Source organism: Acinetobacter sp. NCu2D-2, from assembly GCF_001647675.1.
In the GTDB taxonomy this organism is placed as follows: domain Bacteria; phylum Pseudomonadota; class Gammaproteobacteria; order Pseudomonadales; family Moraxellaceae; genus Acinetobacter.
Map to the genome: position 1 here is coordinate 2580689 of NZ_CP015594.1, position 17205 is coordinate 2597893.

Below are 17205 nucleotides of genomic sequence, written 5' to 3' on the forward strand. Positions count from 1 at the left end.
TATTTTATAGACAAAGTATGTCCGACTTTTGTCTGTAAACGGCTTGGAATGCCATGCAAGCGCGGTATAGTCAAAGCAAGCACCAGAGGGTATAAAAATGATTCAACAGATTGATGCGCCACTACGCGAAGACGTCCGCTTACTGGGTAATTTACTCGGTGAAACCTTAAAGTTACACGCGGGTCAGGATTTGTTTAATCAGGTTGAACAAATTCGTGCTTTGGCCAAAGGTGCACGAGATGGACAAGTCGAAGCCGAAAAACAGCTTGAGCAACTTTTTTTAAGCTTGGAAGATGATGAAATCTTGCCGCTCACCCGCGCCTTCACGCACTTTTTGAATTTTGCCAATATTGCAGAGCAATATCATGTCGTGCGCCGTCGTCGCCAAAGTGAATTCGATGAAAATAGCGAATCACCAAATCCATTGATACCATTATTTGAAAAATTTAAAGCCAAAGATATTTCCTCAGAACAATTATTCAAACAAATCTGTGAACTAAAAATTGAGTTGGTACTGACTGCACATCCAACTGAAGTCAGTCGTCGTACCCTGATTCAAAAATATGATGGCATCAATGATTGCCTGTCCAAGTGTGATCAGCAAAAACTGACTCCTCGTGAACGCGCACAAGTGCTTGCTGAACTCAAACAACTGATTACTTCTGCATGGCAAACCGACGAAATCCGTCAGCATCGCCCTACACCTGTAGATGAGGCAAAATGGGGCTTCACGACCATTGAGCAAACCCTTTGGAATGCCGTACCGAAGTTCATTCGTGAATTAAATGGCATGGTCGAAGACCAATGCGGTAAAACTTTACCGCTTGATGTTGCGCCTGTTCGTTTCGCTTCATGGATGGGCGGTGACCGCGACGGTAATCCAAATGTCACACATAAGATCACGCAAGAAGTCCTATGGCTGTCTCGCTGGAAAGCTGCCGATTTATATTTACGTGATATTGAAGACTTACGTTGGGAATTATCTATTCAACAATGCAGCGATGAAATCTTAAATGCATTACCTGAAGCACATCCTGAACCTTACCGTGAGTTCTTGCGTGACACGCGCCAACGTTTAAAAGCAACCCGTCATTGGTTAGCCGAAAAACTGGCAGGCCGTGATAGTGATGATCGTTTAGTGATTAAAACCAAAGATGAACTGTTACAGCCACTACTCACCTGCTATCGTTCGCTCATTGCATGCAACTTACCTGAAATTGCCAATGGCAAATTGCTCGACTTTATTTATCGTGTGAATAGCTTTGGCGTAGAACTGTTAAAACTCGATATTCGCCAAGAATCAGGTCGCCATCGCCAAGCCATTTCAGCTATTACTGAATATTTAGGTTTAGGTAACTTTGAAACGTGGACCGAACAAGCACGTCAAAACTTCTTGCTACAAGAATTACAAAGCAAACGTCCGTTATTGCCTAAACATTTAAATGAGCCTGCAGGCAGTTTAATTGAGCATCCTGATGTTCAAGAAGTCTTTGCCACCATGCGCACTTTGGCTGCACAACCAAGTGAATCTTTAGGGGCTTATATTATTTCTATGGCAGAGCATCCGAGTGATGTCCTTGCCGTACTCTTACTACAAAAAGAAGCAGGCATTAAGCATGCGCTGCGTGTGGTCCCTCTTTTTGAAACATTAAAAGACCTAGACGGCGCAGCAAGCACCATGTCGACCTTGTTTAATATGCATTGGTACAAACAGCATATTCAGGGCAAACATGAAGTCATGATTGGCTACTCAGATTCTGCCAAAGATGCCGGCTTTATGTCTGCAAACTGGGCACAATATCGTGCGCAGGAAGAATTGACTGCTGTTGCCAAACAACATGATGTGAAATTAACCCTGTTCCATGGTCGTGGTGGCTCAATCAGTCGTGGTGGTGCGCCAACTCAACAGGCATTGTTCTCACAACCACCGGGATCGATTTCTGGTGCGATTCGTGTCACTGAACAAGGTGAAATGATTCGCTTTAAATTTGGTTTAGAAGAGATTGCTCTACAGAACCTTGAAATTTATACCGCAGCAACTTTAGAAGCGACATTATTACCACCACCAAATCCGAAACAAGAATGGCGTGACTTGATGTACAGCATGACTGATTTATCGGTACAGGTATATCGTCAAACCGTGCGGGATAATCCTCATTTTGTGAAGTACCTTCGTACTGTAACACCTGAGCTGGAACTGCAAATGTTGCCGCTCGGTTCACGTCCAGCCAAACGTAAAGTCAGTGGTGGAATTGAATCCTTACGTGCCATTCCTTGGGTCTTTGCTTGGACACAGATTCGTTTGATGCTTCCAGCTTGGCTTGGAACAGGTGCGGCTTTAAATCAAGTGTTGGATCAAGGTCAACGTGCCATCTTAGATGAAATGCTCACTGAATGGCCGTATTTCCAAACCTTAATTGATATGCTCGAAATGGTTTTATCAAAAGCCGATCGTCATGTTGCGCTGTATTACGAATCTCATCTCACTCAGGATGAAGACTTAAAAGCCTTGGGTGAGGAACTCCGTCAACGTCTACAAGATGCTGTACAAACCTTGCTGACTCTAAAAGGTGAATCGAAATTACTCAGCAGTAATGGTGTGCTGGATCAGTCGATGAAAGTCCGTAAACCCTATTTACTTCCGCTACATCTATTACAAGCTGAATTGATGAAGCGTCGTCGTGCCTACTTACTGCAACAACAAGCGGAACATACGCCTGTCGATCATGCACTCATGGTCAGTATCGCCGGAATTGCAGCAGGTTTACGTAATACAGGCTAATTTTCTATAGCATCTGAAAAGCACATCTTGAGGATGTGCTTTTTTTTTGATCATTCATTTTAGATCAATTCTTTTATATATAACTAAAATCAGATTTTTTTATGATGACACAAATCATGGATAATCCCTTTAATCCTATGATTTAAAGCTATTTTAAAAATATCAAAACTTTTACCATACGGTAAAAAAACAAATAAAGTCAGACAATTAATTTGAACATTTTTTTTACTAGAGTGATTAAATCTTAGGAAAAACAGGAGTATGATGTGCTCAATTTATCTTTTGAGTGCTCACTTTATGACCAATTGGTTTCCCAAGTGGCGTCCCTATACGGGCGATATCGATGCACGACCTGTAGGTACCGCAGAGTATTTACCACCCGCACAAACAGTAATATTGGGTGTACAACATGCTTTCGCAATGTTCGGTGCGACCGTTCTTGCGCCTTTTCTTATGGGCTTTGACCCGAACCTTGCCATTTTAATGTCAGGGATTTGTACCATTCTGTTCTTCTTGATGACAGGTGGTCGTGTTCCAAGTTATTTAGGCTCAAGTTTTGCCTTCATTGGTGTGGTCATTGCCGCAACAGGTTATGCCGGTAGTAATGGCTTTAACCCGAATATTGCGGTTGCTGCAGGCGGCATCATGGTGTGCGGTATTTTATACGCACTGATGGGCTTCTTAGTCATGGCAACGGGTACCCGTTGGATTGAAAAACTCATGCCACCTGTTGTGACAGGCGCGGTCGTGATGATTATTGGTCTGAACCTTGCACCTGTAACTGTGAAAAACGTGATGGGCAATACCTTCAACATGTGGATGTCTTTGGTGACTGTCCTTTGTATGGGGTCAATTGCTGTCTTTACCCGTGGCTTATTACAACGTCTATTATTGCTGGTTGGTTTATTGCTCGCATATATCGTGTATTACCTGCTCAGTAATGTGATGGGACACGGTACACCAATCAATTTCCTACCTGTACAACAAGCTGCTTGGTTTGGTGTTCCACATTTCCATGCCCCTGTGTTTGATATCAATGCAGTGCTGATCATTGCACCAATTGCCTTGATTCTAATTGCAGAAAACTTAGGTCATATTAAAGCTGTGGGTGCAATGACAGGTGAAAACCTTGATCCACATATTGGTAAAGCCTTTGTTGCAGATGGCGTTGCCACAACTTTAGCTGGCGGTGTCGGTGCACCGGGTATGACTACCTATGGTGAAAACATCGGTGTGATGGCAGTCACTCGTGTTTACTCTACTGTCATCTTTGCAGTTGCCGGTGTATTTGCGGTGTTCTTAGGTTTATCACCTAAATTTGGTGCCATTATTCACACCATTCCAACCGCTATTTTGACTGGTGCTTCAATCGTGGTTTTTGGTTTAATTACCATTGCCGGTGCGAAAATCTGGATCGAAAATAAAGTCGATTTCTCACAAAACAAAAATCTGATGGTTGCTGCGGTCACTATTATTTTAGGTACAGGTGATTTTGCTTTAACTTTCGGTAGCTTTAACTTAGGTGGTATTGGTACAGCAACGTTTGCAGCACTGATTCTCAACTGGTTCTTTAGCCTTGCCGATAAAAAATAAAGATTAGATTGATATTTAAGAGCAGCCTTTGGGCTGCTTTTTTTATCCTACGCGTTTTAGTTTAAGATAGAACTGATCTTTCACTAGGCTGGCGCACATGCGTTTAGATTTTTTTGATTTACGTCTATTTTTAAATATTGTCGATACAGGTAGTCTGACCAAAGGCGCGGCGCAATCCAATATTTCATTACAAGCTGCCAGTGAACGGATTAAAAAACTAGAACAACAATATCGGGTCAGTTTGTTTAGCCGTCATGCGGGCGGAGTGAAACTCACCTTTGCAGGTCAGATTTTTGCAGAACATGCACAAGCCATCTTACAACAAGGGCAACAGCTTCAGCATGCCATGACCCCTTTTCAGGAAGGTCTCAATTCCAATATTACCCTGTGGTGCAATTCATCGGCACAGAGCGAATATTTGCCTTTATTGCTGCCTCAATATTTAGTCAACAATCCCAATATTCAAATTAATTTAAAAGAAGCGGAAAGCAATGACATTATTCAGGCTTTAAGTTCTGGCACAGCGAAACTCGGGCTAATTTCCAGTTTTTTCCAAGCAAAAGAATTACAAACGCTGGATTTTTCAGAAGATCCCTTAGTATTAATTTGTCCACTTCAACATGAACTCAGTCAAGTAGACTCATTACAACTTGCAGACTGTTTGCATTTTCCTTTTGTCGGTTTAATGCAATATCATTCCTTGCAGCAATCTATCGAAGCCCAAGCTCAACTGCTGCATTGCGATATTCAATATCGACTCCGACTCCCAAACTTTGCTGCAATCGCGCAAGTCGTGGCTAATGGTGTAGGCATTGCCATTATGCCCAAACGTGCAGCGCAACGTCTCTCAAAGCACTATGCGTTTCAATCCATTCAACTCATGGGCAATTGGGCAAATCGCAAGTTATTGCTGGCAGCAAAAAACTTTGATGAACTGAGTACCGCTTACCAGCATTTCAGTCAATTTTTACTTTCAAGCGATGCACAAAAGATCTTGAATTAAATCCAGCCAACTTGATGCGCAATCATATAAAGACCAAGTGCAATTAAACCCACGAAAAAGATCTTTCTAAACTTTTGTTCGGGAATACGATAACGGATTTTTTTACCTAAACCCATCCCGATCAACGCGGGAATTAAAGCAATTGCAGACAAGGTATAATCTATTGGTTGATCAGCAAGTGGATTTTGCTGCAAGAAAAATGCTAAACACAGTGTGGATGTGGTAAATGCCAGACCCAATGCTTGCACCAAGTCATCGCGTTTCAAATGTAAACTTTGCAAATAAGGTACAACGGGGATTACCACAACACCTGTGGCAACGGTCAGCGCACCACCTAAATAGCCGATAATAGGTGCTAACCATCTATCGTGTCGGCTTAAATTTGGCATCTTCTTGGCACATAATCCATAGAGACCATAGAGTGCCAACATGCCTCCAAGTAATGCCTCACTGTGAAATTCACTATGGCCCAATGTTGGAAAAATGCTCCACACTGAACCAATAATTATGCCCACTAATAATGGCCAAAAACGACGAATTAAACTCAGTACACGTCCTTCGGCAAACAACTGCCAAAAGTTAGTCACCATCGAAGGAATAATTAACAGACTGGCTGCTTGAAAGGGACTAATCACCATGGTGAGTAAACCCATCGAAACCGCAGGTAAACCTAAACCAATGGTGCCTTTAATTAACCCAGCTAGCGCAAATACGCCGATGACAAATGCAATCATTCCATCGCCCTAAAATCATTTAGGCACATGCTATAGAAAGGTCGCAAAAAGAAAAATCAGGGAATTATGTAGCCAGCCTCAAGCAAATCTTGAGGCTCAATGACAGGACAATGCTGAACGACTTTTATTTTTAAGTTTAAGGACGAAACTCTTTAAGTTCACGTTGAATGAAATGTTTAAACATTTCACGATAAATATGTTCTACAAAATCAGGATCGATCCCCTGCTGCTGTGCCAATGCACGAACATTTTCAACCACTTGTTCCATACGATCAGGTGATTGCAAGTCGGTTTCAGTCTTTTTAAAACGTGTGGTTTGATCAACATAAAATTGACGTGCCACGATCAACTCAACTAAGGCTGTATCAATGGCATCGATCTGTTGGCGAGCATGTTGTAATGATTCAGCTTTTGATTTATTCATCTTTATTTGGTTCACTTTCAGTTTAAATTATCACTCTTATACTTTTCTTCTAACACATTACTGAAAATACTTTCAATCATCCATACGCGATATAAGCTATTAAATACAAAACTTTGTCCATCGATGCGTAGTTCAAGGACAGGGAAATTCGGCTGTGACTTCATTTCACAAAGTACATCATTTTCTTTTAATTTGGCTTGAATATCTTCATGAATTACGTGCTCAATGCCAAGCTCTGCCTGCAATGCACTAAAATGTGAACCTGCAGATAAATCTTTTCCTTTGGTCCAGACCGCTTCCAAAATTTTGTACATTACATCAATGCGTTGCTCTTCTGGCGCGCTATAAAATAATTTTGCCATCGGCTCGATTGAATTCGCAGTGGGACGACAAAACGGCGTAAATTTAACTTCCGTTCGCTTGGAAAGTCGGGTCGCCAAACTCCAATCAAAACCATCCCGTCCACGATAAGACAGTGGATAAACATTAAGATGAATATTATAAAAATCCGCTAATTCTTCTTTGATATATGCCAATAACAGCCATGAAATCGGATCTTCTAAAGCGATATATAAATCCAATTCAGGATCAAGTGCTTGGATCTCATTCAGCTCTTCAGCATCACTAATCAGATGCTCACGCCACTCAATATGATTGATGAGAAAAATCGGATTGCCTGTCAGCAGTTTTTGTTGTTTTAAGCGTCGTGTTAACCGTAAGAGATCATCCACAGCATGATATTGACGACCACCAAATTTAAAATAGCTGGCTAAAATAGGACTGTCATCAAAAATTCGCTCAGGGAAATTTTGCGCTTTATGGCGTTGGCTCGCCATTGAATATAAGGTTTTGAGCTTGCCTGTTTGCTGTTGCCACAGCATATGGAAAACGTCTTCGAGTAAATATAAAAAGTCCTGCCCACGAAGTGGTGTATGTCGCAAAATCGTTTCGGCTTGTTGTATTGATTCTGGCGTTGGTACAACCGGTGTTTCATGAAAACTAAAACGATGTTGTTTAGATAAAATCTTGGCATCGTTTAAACAATAATGCTGCCATTCATCAAAAGACATCTGATTGGGTGGTTCTGCTCTTTGGTGTGAAATCACAACTTTTAGCGGTAATAATTCTGGGCTTAATATTTCTTCTAATTGGGGTAAAAGCTGTACAGCCAAATAGCTATACACATCATCGAGCCTTAAATGGATGCTCAGCCCATCTTCAATAGATAACACCGTTTGACGAACTGGTTTCTGGTAAAACCAACTCGATCGGATTGGATCAAACCAACGGCGTAGCAGGGACATGAGAAGTGCCTCGAAAAGATTTTGTCATGCCAGCCCTTGCCAGCAGGATCGTTTTATTCAACATCCTATTATGAGGATGTTTATGACCTGATATAAGTCTTGTGCAAAACTTATATCAAGTCAGCAACAAATGTTCAATGTTTTCTAAGACTTTAGATTTCAAGATTTAGGTCAGTTACAGCCCCGGTCTCCGCCCCAGAAGTCAGTTTGGCGAATTTCGCCAGTGCCCCGTGGGTATAATTTGGTTTTGGTTTTACCCAAGTCGCCTGACGTGCAGCGAGCTCTTCATCCGAAATATGCCAGGTCATTTCACGGGTTTCCGCATTAATGGAAATTTCATCACCATTTTGCACCAGACCAATCGGACCACCCTCATAGGCTTCTGGTGTGACATGACCAATCACAAAACCATGACTTCCACCTGAGAAACGGCCATCAGTAATCAGTGCGACTGAATCCCCCAGACCTTTACCAATAATAGCAGAAGTCGGTTTCAGCATTTCCGGCATACCCGGCCCACCTTTAGGCCCGACACCGCGAATCACGACCACTTCACCTGGCTGAACTTCGCCATCCAGAATCCCGCGCATCGCGCCCTGTTCACCTTCAAACACCCGTGCCGGTCCTTTGAAATATAGGCCTTCCTTACCGGTAATTTTGGCGACTGCCCCATTCGGTGACAGGTTGCCTTTCATAATGATCAGATGTGAGTCTTTTTTCACTGGCTTGTCGAATGGCAAAATAATCTGCTGACCTTCTGGATAATCTTCTACATCGGCCAGGTTTTCTGCCAGTGTTTTTCCAGTCACAGTCAGGCAGGAACCATCTAGCATACCGGCATCCAGCATGCGTTTCATCAATGGCTGGATCCCACCAATAGCAATCAGTTCTGACATTAGATATTTACCGGATGGGCGGACATCGGCCACAACAGGAATCTCTTTTCCAATTCGTACAAAGTCATCCAGACTCAGCTCCACACCCGCCGTATGCGCCATGGCTAACAGATGCAGTACACCATTGGTTGATCCACCTAATGCAATTAATACTTTAATTGAATTTTCAAAAGCCGCTTTGGTCATGATGTCACGTGGCTTGATATCCAGACGGAGCAGATTCATCACTGCTTCACCAGCACGGGCACAGTCAATCTGCTTGTCTTCAGACACCGCTTCCTGTGCAGAGGAACCCGGCAGGCTCATTCCCAGAGCTTCAATCGCAGAGGCCATAGAATTCGCGGTATACATCCCCCCACAAGAACCCGGCCCTGGCAAAGACACTTCTTCAATATGTTTCACCTGAATCGCATTAATTTCGCCTTTGGCATGCTGACCCACCGCTTCAAATACCGAAATCATGTCGGTATGCCCTTCACCCGGCTTGATGGTGCCACCATAAATAAACAGACCTGGACGGTTTAAACGTGCCAAGCCCATGATGCAGCCCGGCATATTTTTGTCACAGCCCCCAATCGCAATCACGCCATCATAGGCCTGACAACCGACCACCGCTTCAATCGAATCGGCAATAATTTCACGCGACAGCAAGGAGTATTTCATCCCTTCAGTCCCGTTGGAGATCCCGTCGGAAATAGTGATGGTATTGAAGATAATCCCCTTACCACCGGCAGCATTAACGCCCTGCTCGACTGTACGCGCCAGACCATCAATATGCATGTTGCAGGGAGTGACATTGGCCCAGGTCGAAGCGATCCCAATAAAAGGACGAGTAAAGTCTTCATCCTGAAAACCGGTGGCACGCATCATGGATCGGGCCGGTGCATTTTCAATGCCTTCATAAACAGGCGCGGAATGTTCTCGGATATTGTCTTTACTCATTTTATTCGTCCTGAGTGTAATTTTTGAGAAGCCTAAATATTGGCTAGGTTTTATCCGATTGTATAGAAAGCAATCTCGACATAAAAGTAAGACTCTGTGTATCTGACTCAGTTATTTTTTATTTTCTTAGATGAGTATTTGAAGTACGAAGTTGCCATACATAATAAAAGACCCGGTCTTTTCAAGCCGGGCCTTTTACTGAGACTGTAAATCAGTCATGGGATGATTTCTGATTAGATTCATCTTTACACTATTTAAAATCAATTACTTATAAATTTTTAGTGTAGGCGTACTTAATTCACCTGATGCAGACCAAGTTCTTCATTGGAAGCCAACACCACAGATGCCAGAATCGGAGCCGCCAAAATCACAGGAACAGCTAAGATCCAAAAGACGACGGTATAATGTGGATCAAAGAAAAATTGAATGCTCAGTGCAGCTAAAATCATAATGAGCGCTAAAATTGCCACAAAGCGGCTAATAAATTTCATGGACATGCGTGTAATCACTTTTGCATTGATACTGTCGCTTTAGTATACACATACTTTTTTCAAGACTTTATCGGTTTTAAGTATCTAAAGCCCTCTCTCCATTGATTTTATTGAAAGTTTAGGTGTTTTACTTAAGTTTAAATCGCTAAGGAATAAAAAAGCACCCCATCTGGAGTGCTTTTTCGCGCTATAAAAATTTACAGCTTAGATTTCACGTACCGCACCTTTTGCAGCACTTGTGGTATGCATTGCATAAGCTTTCAAAGCTTTAGAAATCTTACGTGGACGGTCTTCCACTGGGTGCCAGCCTTTTTCATCCTGTGCTGTACGACGAGCGGCCATGGTCGCATCATCTACTGCCAGGTGAATGGTACGGTTTGGAATATCGATTTCGATACGATCGCCATCTTCAACCAGACCAATCGCACCGCCTTCAGCCGCTTCTGGAGAAACGTGACCAATCGACAGACCTGATGAACCGCCAGAGAAGCGGCCGTCTGTTAACAGTGCACATTCCTTACCTAAACCTTTCGATTTCAGGTAGCTGGTTGGGTACAGCATTTCCTGCATACCAGGGCCACCACGTGGGCCTTCGTAACGAATCACAACCACATCACCTGCTGTGATTTTGCCACCCAGAATCGCGTCTACCGCAGAATCCTGGCTTTCAAATACACGTGCAGTCCCATTGAATTTCAGGATTGATTCATCTACACCGGCCGTTTTTACGATACAACCATCTAGCGCGATGTTGCCATAAAGTACAGCCAGACCACCGTCTTTAGAGAATGCATGTTCTGCATTACGGATCACACCATTTTCACGGTCGCCATCCAAACGTGAGTAGTAACGGTCTTGTGAGAATGCAGTCTGGGTTGGTACGCCACCTGGTGCTGATTTAAAGAATTGATATACGTCTTCATCTTCAGTACGGATGATGTCCCATTTATCTAAAGCATCTTTTAATGTTGCTTCGTGAACCGTACCAACAGAGGTATCTAACAGGCCTGCACGATCTAGTTCACCGAGGATCGACATGATCCCGCCGGCACGGTGCACGTCTTCCATATGTACATCATTCTTCGCAGGAGCGACCTTACAAAGCACTGGTACTTTACGAGATAGACGATCGATGTCATCCATGGTGAAGTCCACACCCGCTTCGTTTGCAGCAGCTAATAAGTGTAGAACGGTATTGGTTGAACCACCCATTGCGATGTCCAAAGTCATGGCATTTTCATACGAAGCTTTAGTCACCATTGAACGTGGTAATACGCTGTAATCGTCTTGTTCATAATGGCGTTTTGCCAGTTCAACAATGAGAGAACCTGCACGTTCGAACAGTTTTTTACGGTTCGCATGAGTTGCCAAAGTTGAACCGTTACCTGGAAGCGATAGACCCAATGCTTCAGTCAAGCAGTTCATTGAGTTCGCAGTGAACATGCCTGAACATGAACCACAGGTTGGACATGCAGAACGTTCGTATTCAGCCACTTCTTCATCAGTATAGTTATCATCTGCAGCGACGATCATGGCATCGATCAAGTCGATGGCTTTATCATTACCACGGATTTTCACTTTACCGGCTTCCATCGGACCGCCAGACACGAATACCACTGGAATGTTCAGGCGCATTGCTGCCATTAACATCCCCGGAGTGATCTTGTCACAGTTCGAGATACAGACCATCGCATCGGCACAGTGTGCGCTGACCATATATTCTACCGAGTCAGCAATTAGGTCACGTGAAGGCAGTGAATACAGCATACCGTCATGACCCATCGCGATGCCGTCATCTACAGCAATGGTATTGAATTCTTTTGCTACACCGCCTGCCTGTTCAATCTGACGTGCCACGAGCTGACCTAGATCTTTAAGGTGAACATGACCCGGTACAAACTGGGTGAATGAGTTCACCACTGCAATAATCGGTTTACCGAAGTCTTCATCCTTCATCCCAGTTGCGCGCCATAAGCCACGCGCACCCGCCATGTTTCTTCCGTGTGTCGATGTTTTTGAACGATAGTCAGGCATTTTATATTTCCAACAAAGTTTGAGCTTGGAATGAACCAAAAAAGGTTCACTCTGGCTAGATCATACTGACAATGAGCTTAAATCAGTCGAATGTTAGACCTATCATACTACAAGCCATTGTTTTACAAGATGACCTATTCGTTGTAGATGCAGACAAAAATGTCTATAGAGAGGTCTCGGTGAGCTGACAATAAAAATCTCTTAATAAAGCTACTATACCGCCATCATGGATCGGACAATACAAAACTTTCATGAATAATTTTTAGAATTTGCATGAGTTTTTTTTATATAAAATTTAATTAAAAGTAGGAATCTATAATCGCTGTAACAGTTAAGTGCATTGTAGATTAGGCGGCCATTTGGCTTTTAGCTTATAATAGCTGCCAAGTTTATTTGGAATTTCATGTGTGAAAATCATATTTGCAGGCACACCAGAATTTGCAGCAACTGCATTGGCTGCGCTTCTCAAAACCGATCATGAAATTGTGGCGGTCTATACTCAGCCGGATCGTAAAGCCGGCCGTGGTCAGAAACTTACCGCTTCTGCTGTGAAACAGCTGGCGCTTGAACATGACATTCCGGTATATCAGCCACTTCATTTTAAGTCTTCAACTGAAGAAGGTCTTGCTGCTCAGGCTGAGTTAAAAGCGTTGAATGCCGATGTGATGGTTGTAGCTGCCTATGGTCTGATTTTGCCGCAAGTGGTTCTGGATACGCCTAAATATGGTTGCCTGAATATTCATGGTTCACTGCTGCCACGCTGGCGTGGTGCTGCGCCGATCCAACGTGCAATTGCAACAGGTGATCACGAAACTGGCGTGACCATCATGAAAATGGCTGCCGGGCTGGATACTGGTGACATGATGTATAAAACCTTATGTCCAATTACTGCAGAAGATACCTCAGCCAGCCTGCATGATAAACTGGCTGCTCAAGGTGCTGAAGCAATTGTAGCGGTACTGGAATCTGAAGAAAAATTACAACAGTATTTAGCTGCCCGGGAAGTGCAGGACGAAGCACTTACGGTTTATGCACATAAACTCTCTAAGGCTGAAGCTAAAATTGATTGGTCGATTGACGCTGTTCAAATTGACCGTAATATTCGTGCATTTAACCCATGGCCTGTGGCATTTATTCAGCTTGATGAAACGAATAACCTGCGTGTATGGAATTCAAAATTATCGAATGAAAATGCACAAGGTGCTCAACCTGGTCAAATTCTTGCCATCGATAAGCAAGGTGTTCATGTGGCATGCGGCAATGATTCAGTGATCATTTTGACCTCACTGCAATGGCCAGGTGCAAAACCTTTAACCCCTGTACAGATTAACCAAACCCAAAAACTGACTATTGGACAAATTTTATAATGAAGCATTCTCCCAACGCCTCTACCCGAGATCTAAGTTTACGTGCTCAGGTGGTGAAGACGTTATTGGCTGTCCAAAATGGTCAATCGCTGCAATCTGTCCTCGCGCAGCAAATGAACATTGTGTCAGACAAAGACCGTGCTTTATTCCATGAATTGGTTTTAGGTTGTTTACGCCAATGGTATGCCTTAAAGCAACTCACATTGCCTTTATTGGCTAAACCACTCGACAACCAAGTGGTCGAAACATGTTTATACCTTGGTTTATACCAATTGCTTTGTACGCGTGTCGCTGCGCATGCTGCGATTTCTGAAACAGTAGAAGCAACGAAGCAACTTGGTATGGAAAGTTTAAGTGGTGTGGTGAACGCGATTTTACGTCGTGCGACACGTGAAACTGAACAGTTCTACGATGTGCTTGAGCAAGCGACAAATTTACCTAGCTGGCTGTCTAAACGCTTGAGGAAAGATTGGGGTGAACAATTTGCCGAACTTAGCTATGAGCTAAAGCAAGTCGCACCTTTAACTTTGCGTGTGAATACCCGCCAAGTCAGCCGTGATGAATACTTAGATATCTTGGAAGATGAAGGCATTGATGCACATCGCTGTGAGATTTCTAAAGTCGGTATCGTGATGGATGAAAGTCTGCATGTACCAAGTCTGCCAGGTTTTGAAGCAGGTGGTTTCTCAGTCCAAGATGAACATGCGCAGCTTTGTGCCACATTATTGCCTAATTTAGATGGCAAATTCGTGATTGATGCCTGCGCTGCCCCAGGGGGTAAAACGGCGCACATTTTGGAAACGTTTGAGCCTAAAAAACTCATTGCGATTGACCAAGATGAAAAACGTTTAAAACGCGTGCATGAAAACTTAGACCGTTTATTACTCGATGGTAAACATGTCGAAGTGATTGCAGCAGATGCCGTGACGTGGACTGCGCCAGAGCAAGCAGATTGCATCGTGCTTGATGCACCATGTACTGCCATTGGGGTGATGCGTCGTCATCCTGATATTCGCCTGCTGCGCCAATCAGGTGACATTGCCAAAACTGTTGCATTGCAAAAGCAAATTTTGGAAAACATGTGGAAGCAACTTAAAGTCGGTGGAACGCTGCTTTATATCACTTGCTCGATTTTAAAAGCTGAAAATGAGCAGCAAATGATGGACTTCTTTGCCCATCATGCTGATGCCAAAGAAATTAAAATTGAAGCGGATTGGGGCATTGAACAAATCCACGGTCGCCAACTTCTACCTAAAGTCGGTCATGGCGATGGTTTCTTCTATTGTCGTATTCAAAAAATCGCTTAAGCCATCCATAAAAAAAGCAGCCTAGGCTGCTTTTTTTGACTCTGTTTTATTCTTCTTCATCGGGATGTTTTGCCAAATGCACCATGGCAACAACCAATCCACCCCAAAGTAAGATAATTGACAATAACATCATCATAATTGCTGAAGTATTCATGTTATTACTCCTTACCGTGATGGTCTTTGATTAGGCTAAACAACACCGAACCAATAACAAAGAATGCGAGTGTAGAACCACCAACAATCCAAAGAATATCCGCAGAATAACCACCATAACCTTCCGCCATAATTGACTTAACAGTTAAAAGTAACGCCACCAACAAAGATAGTGGTGTCACTATGGTTAATAGGAAATTCCAGCTACTGCCCAATTTCAAACTCGAGTACTGATTCACATGGGCTTTCAATTGTTCCATCAATGGACGACGGAACCAAGACACCAAGATGATAGACAACAAGCCACCGCCCACAATACCAACGTTATTGGCAAAGTAATCGATAATATCAACAAAGGTAATTGCGCTATGTGACGAGAATAGAATAGTCGATACTACAGCCGAACTACCAGCCACGATTGTTACCGCTTTCTTGTGTGACCAGCCGAGTTTATCTTCAAACGCAGCAATAGGTACTTGCAAGATACTCACCATAGACGTGATCCCTGCAACGGTTAATGATGCAAAGAATAAGAATCCAAATAAATCACCACCCGCGCCTAAGCTTGAGATAATTTTCGGGAATGCAATAAAGGCTAAGCCAATACCGCCTGATACCACGTCTTCCACTTTTGCACCTGAGCTATACGCCATAAAGCCAAGCGCAGCAAATACACCAATACCGGCTAAAATTTCAAATGATGAGTTCGCCAAAGCAACCACAACACCTGAACCCGTCAAATTGGTTTTTTTCTTTAAGTACGATGCATAGGTCAACATAATCCCGAAACCTACAGATAACGAGAAGAAAATATGACCAAAGGCAGCAAGCCAGACTTTATAGTTCGCCATGGCTTCCCAGTTCGGGGTAAAGAATGCATTTAAGCCTTGTGCTGCACCCGGCAAACGCACCGCTTGAATCACCAAAATCGAGAACAAGATCACCAAAAGTGGCATAAAGATTTTATTAGCAAGTTCAACACCACGACGTACGCCACCGTATAAAATCAGCATCACCGCAGCCCAAACCACAACCAAACCAATAAACAGCGTTGGAACAAAACCAAATGCTAAGCCTTCGCCATTTTGCAAGTAACTATTGAAGAAAAAGGCTTGTGTGTCCGCACCCCATTGTTGACCAAAGGAATAGAACATATAGCTGCCAGCCCATGACAATACGCTGGCGTAATAGATGCCGATAATGAGCGTTACCATCACTTGCCACCAGCCCAAAGACTCAGCATTCATGAGTTTTTTATAGGCTGCAGGTGGTGCATTACGGAACTTATGTCCGACTGCATAATCTAAAAAAAGTAATGGTAAACCCGCTGCAAAAATTGCAACTAAATAAGGAATAAGGAACGCACCGCCACCGTTTTCATAAGCGACATAGGGAAAGCGCCAGATATTACCCAAGCCAACCGCAGAGCCAATCGCTGCAATAATAAATCCTGATCGTGCTGACCAGTTTTCACGAATTTCTGTCATAGAACACCTAAACTTTAGGCATCTTTATGTGCTGCTTATTTTGGTTATGTCGCGAGCAAAAAAAGAAGCAATTAAATAATTTTGGGTGTTTGAATTAGGGCTGTGCCTTTTGAGCTCGAGCATCTAATGTGCAAACAGAACAACCTTGCCGAAAACTTGCTTAAAGTTCGAGGTCAGGAAATTCCTGTATATGCTTCAACAATACTAAGTTTTAGAAACTTTTTGTGTAATTTATCTTTCAAAATTGGCATTTTTACGACTATTGAACGCTTTTCATGCTAAAAAACTTAATAAACCAACTTCTCACTATTTTTGTTGAGTAAGTCAGTCAAAACTTGCTGATTAAATCTGCTTAAAATCTATACGCAACAGATGAGCTAAGACCGTTTCACGACATAGTTGCCTATTTTATATTTTTAAATATGTGCAAAATGACCAAGGCTATTATCGGATAACTCCGTCAGCATTTATGTATGCGATTCTACTAAGATACAACTGTCATATGTGGGAACGGATTTAATTTGTATATCGGGATAAAGCTCTCCCCTCGCCGTAAAAAAGTTATGTTGAAAATGGCAACAGTTTTGTACGCCAAAGCGTACATCAATTACAGTCAACAGCGTCTATTCGACAAGTCAGAATTATCTTAATTTATAGACATAGAGAGCAGGAAGCTCCTAGGACATAA

13 protein-coding genes are annotated in these 17205 nt (G+C 42.9%); 5 read left to right on the forward strand and 8 right to left on the reverse strand.

Annotated elements, in window-relative coordinates; genetic code table 11:
* Positions 1-97: 97 nt before the first annotated feature.
* The 3 genes from ppc to A3K93_RS12485 all read left to right on the forward strand — a co-directional run bounded on the left by ppc (position 98) and on the right by A3K93_RS12485 (position 5378).
* Complete coding sequence (gene ppc, locus A3K93_RS12475; RefSeq protein WP_067731505.1) at positions 98-2782, forward strand: phosphoenolpyruvate carboxylase; 2685 nt, start codon at positions 98-100, stop codon at positions 2780-2782.
* 297 nt (positions 2783-3079) lie between these two features.
* On the forward strand, positions 3080-4375 hold the full coding sequence (locus tag A3K93_RS12480; RefSeq protein ID WP_067731747.1) for a solute carrier family 23 protein: 1296 nt from the start codon (positions 3080-3082) through the stop codon (positions 4373-4375).
* A 97-nt stretch (positions 4376-4472) separates the two neighbouring features.
* On the forward strand, positions 4473-5378 hold the full coding sequence (locus A3K93_RS12485) for a LysR family transcriptional regulator (protein ID WP_067731506.1): 906 nt from the start codon (positions 4473-4475) through the stop codon (positions 5376-5378).
* Here the strand turns inward: A3K93_RS12485 and A3K93_RS12490 are convergent.
* The 6 genes from A3K93_RS12490 to ilvD (A3K93_RS12515) form a co-directional block, all read right to left on the reverse strand.
* Positions 5375-6112, reverse strand: a complete 738-nt coding sequence (locus tag A3K93_RS12490; protein WP_067731507.1) for a sulfite exporter TauE/SafE family protein — start codon at positions 6110-6112, stop codon at positions 5375-5377. The genes A3K93_RS12485 and A3K93_RS12490 overlap by 4 nt on opposite strands.
* Before the next feature lie 136 nt (positions 6113-6248).
* Positions 6249-6536, reverse strand: coding sequence for a chorismate mutase (locus A3K93_RS12495; RefSeq protein ID WP_067731508.1), 288 nt, complete (start codon positions 6534-6536; stop codon positions 6249-6251).
* A gap of 17 nt (positions 6537-6553) precedes the next feature.
* Positions 6554-7840, reverse strand: coding sequence for a hypothetical protein (locus tag A3K93_RS12500; protein ID WP_067731509.1), 1287 nt, complete (start codon positions 7838-7840; stop codon positions 6554-6556).
* 152 nt (positions 7841-7992) lie between these two features.
* Positions 7993-9678: a dihydroxy-acid dehydratase gene (gene ilvD, locus A3K93_RS12505; RefSeq protein ID WP_067731510.1), complete on the reverse strand. Its 1686-nt coding sequence runs from the start codon at positions 9676-9678 to the stop codon at positions 7993-7995.
* A 293-nt stretch (positions 9679-9971) separates the two neighbouring features.
* The gene (locus A3K93_RS12510) at positions 9972-10175 is read right to left on the reverse strand and encodes a hypothetical protein (protein WP_067731511.1); all 204 of its coding nucleotides are present in this window, start codon (positions 10173-10175) and stop codon (positions 9972-9974) included.
* Between the two features lie 198 nt (positions 10176-10373).
* A complete protein-coding gene (gene ilvD / locus A3K93_RS12515) occupies positions 10374-12203 on the reverse strand; it encodes a dihydroxy-acid dehydratase (RefSeq protein WP_067731512.1) in 1830 nt (609 codons plus the stop codon).
* Positions 12204-12610: 407 nt separating this feature from the next.
* On the opposite strand from ilvD (A3K93_RS12515), the gene fmt reads away from it, so the two are divergent.
* Together fmt and rsmB are read left to right on the forward strand one after the other, a co-directional pair.
* Positions 12611-13570 carry a methionyl-tRNA formyltransferase gene (fmt, locus tag A3K93_RS12520; RefSeq protein WP_067731513.1) on the forward strand — a complete coding sequence of 320 codons (960 nt, stop codon included), beginning with the start codon at positions 12611-12613 and terminating at the stop codon, positions 13568-13570.
* Complete coding sequence (rsmB, locus tag A3K93_RS12525; RefSeq protein ID WP_067731514.1) at positions 13570-14877, forward strand: 16S rRNA (cytosine(967)-C(5))-methyltransferase RsmB; 1308 nt, start codon at positions 13570-13572, stop codon at positions 14875-14877. The genes fmt and rsmB overlap by 1 nt, the downstream gene beginning before the upstream one ends.
* 46 nt (positions 14878-14923) lie before the next feature.
* Here the strand turns inward: rsmB and A3K93_RS14760 are convergent, their stop codons facing one another.
* Complete coding sequence (locus A3K93_RS14760; RefSeq protein ID WP_081408539.1) at positions 14924-15031, reverse strand: methionine/alanine import family NSS transporter small subunit; 108 nt, start codon at positions 15029-15031, stop codon at positions 14924-14926.
* A gap of 4 nt (positions 15032-15035) precedes the next feature.
* On the reverse strand, positions 15036-16517 hold the full coding sequence (locus tag A3K93_RS12530; RefSeq protein WP_067731515.1) for a sodium-dependent transporter: 1482 nt from the start codon (positions 16515-16517) through the stop codon (positions 15036-15038).
* Positions 16518-17205 lie beyond the last annotated feature (688 nt).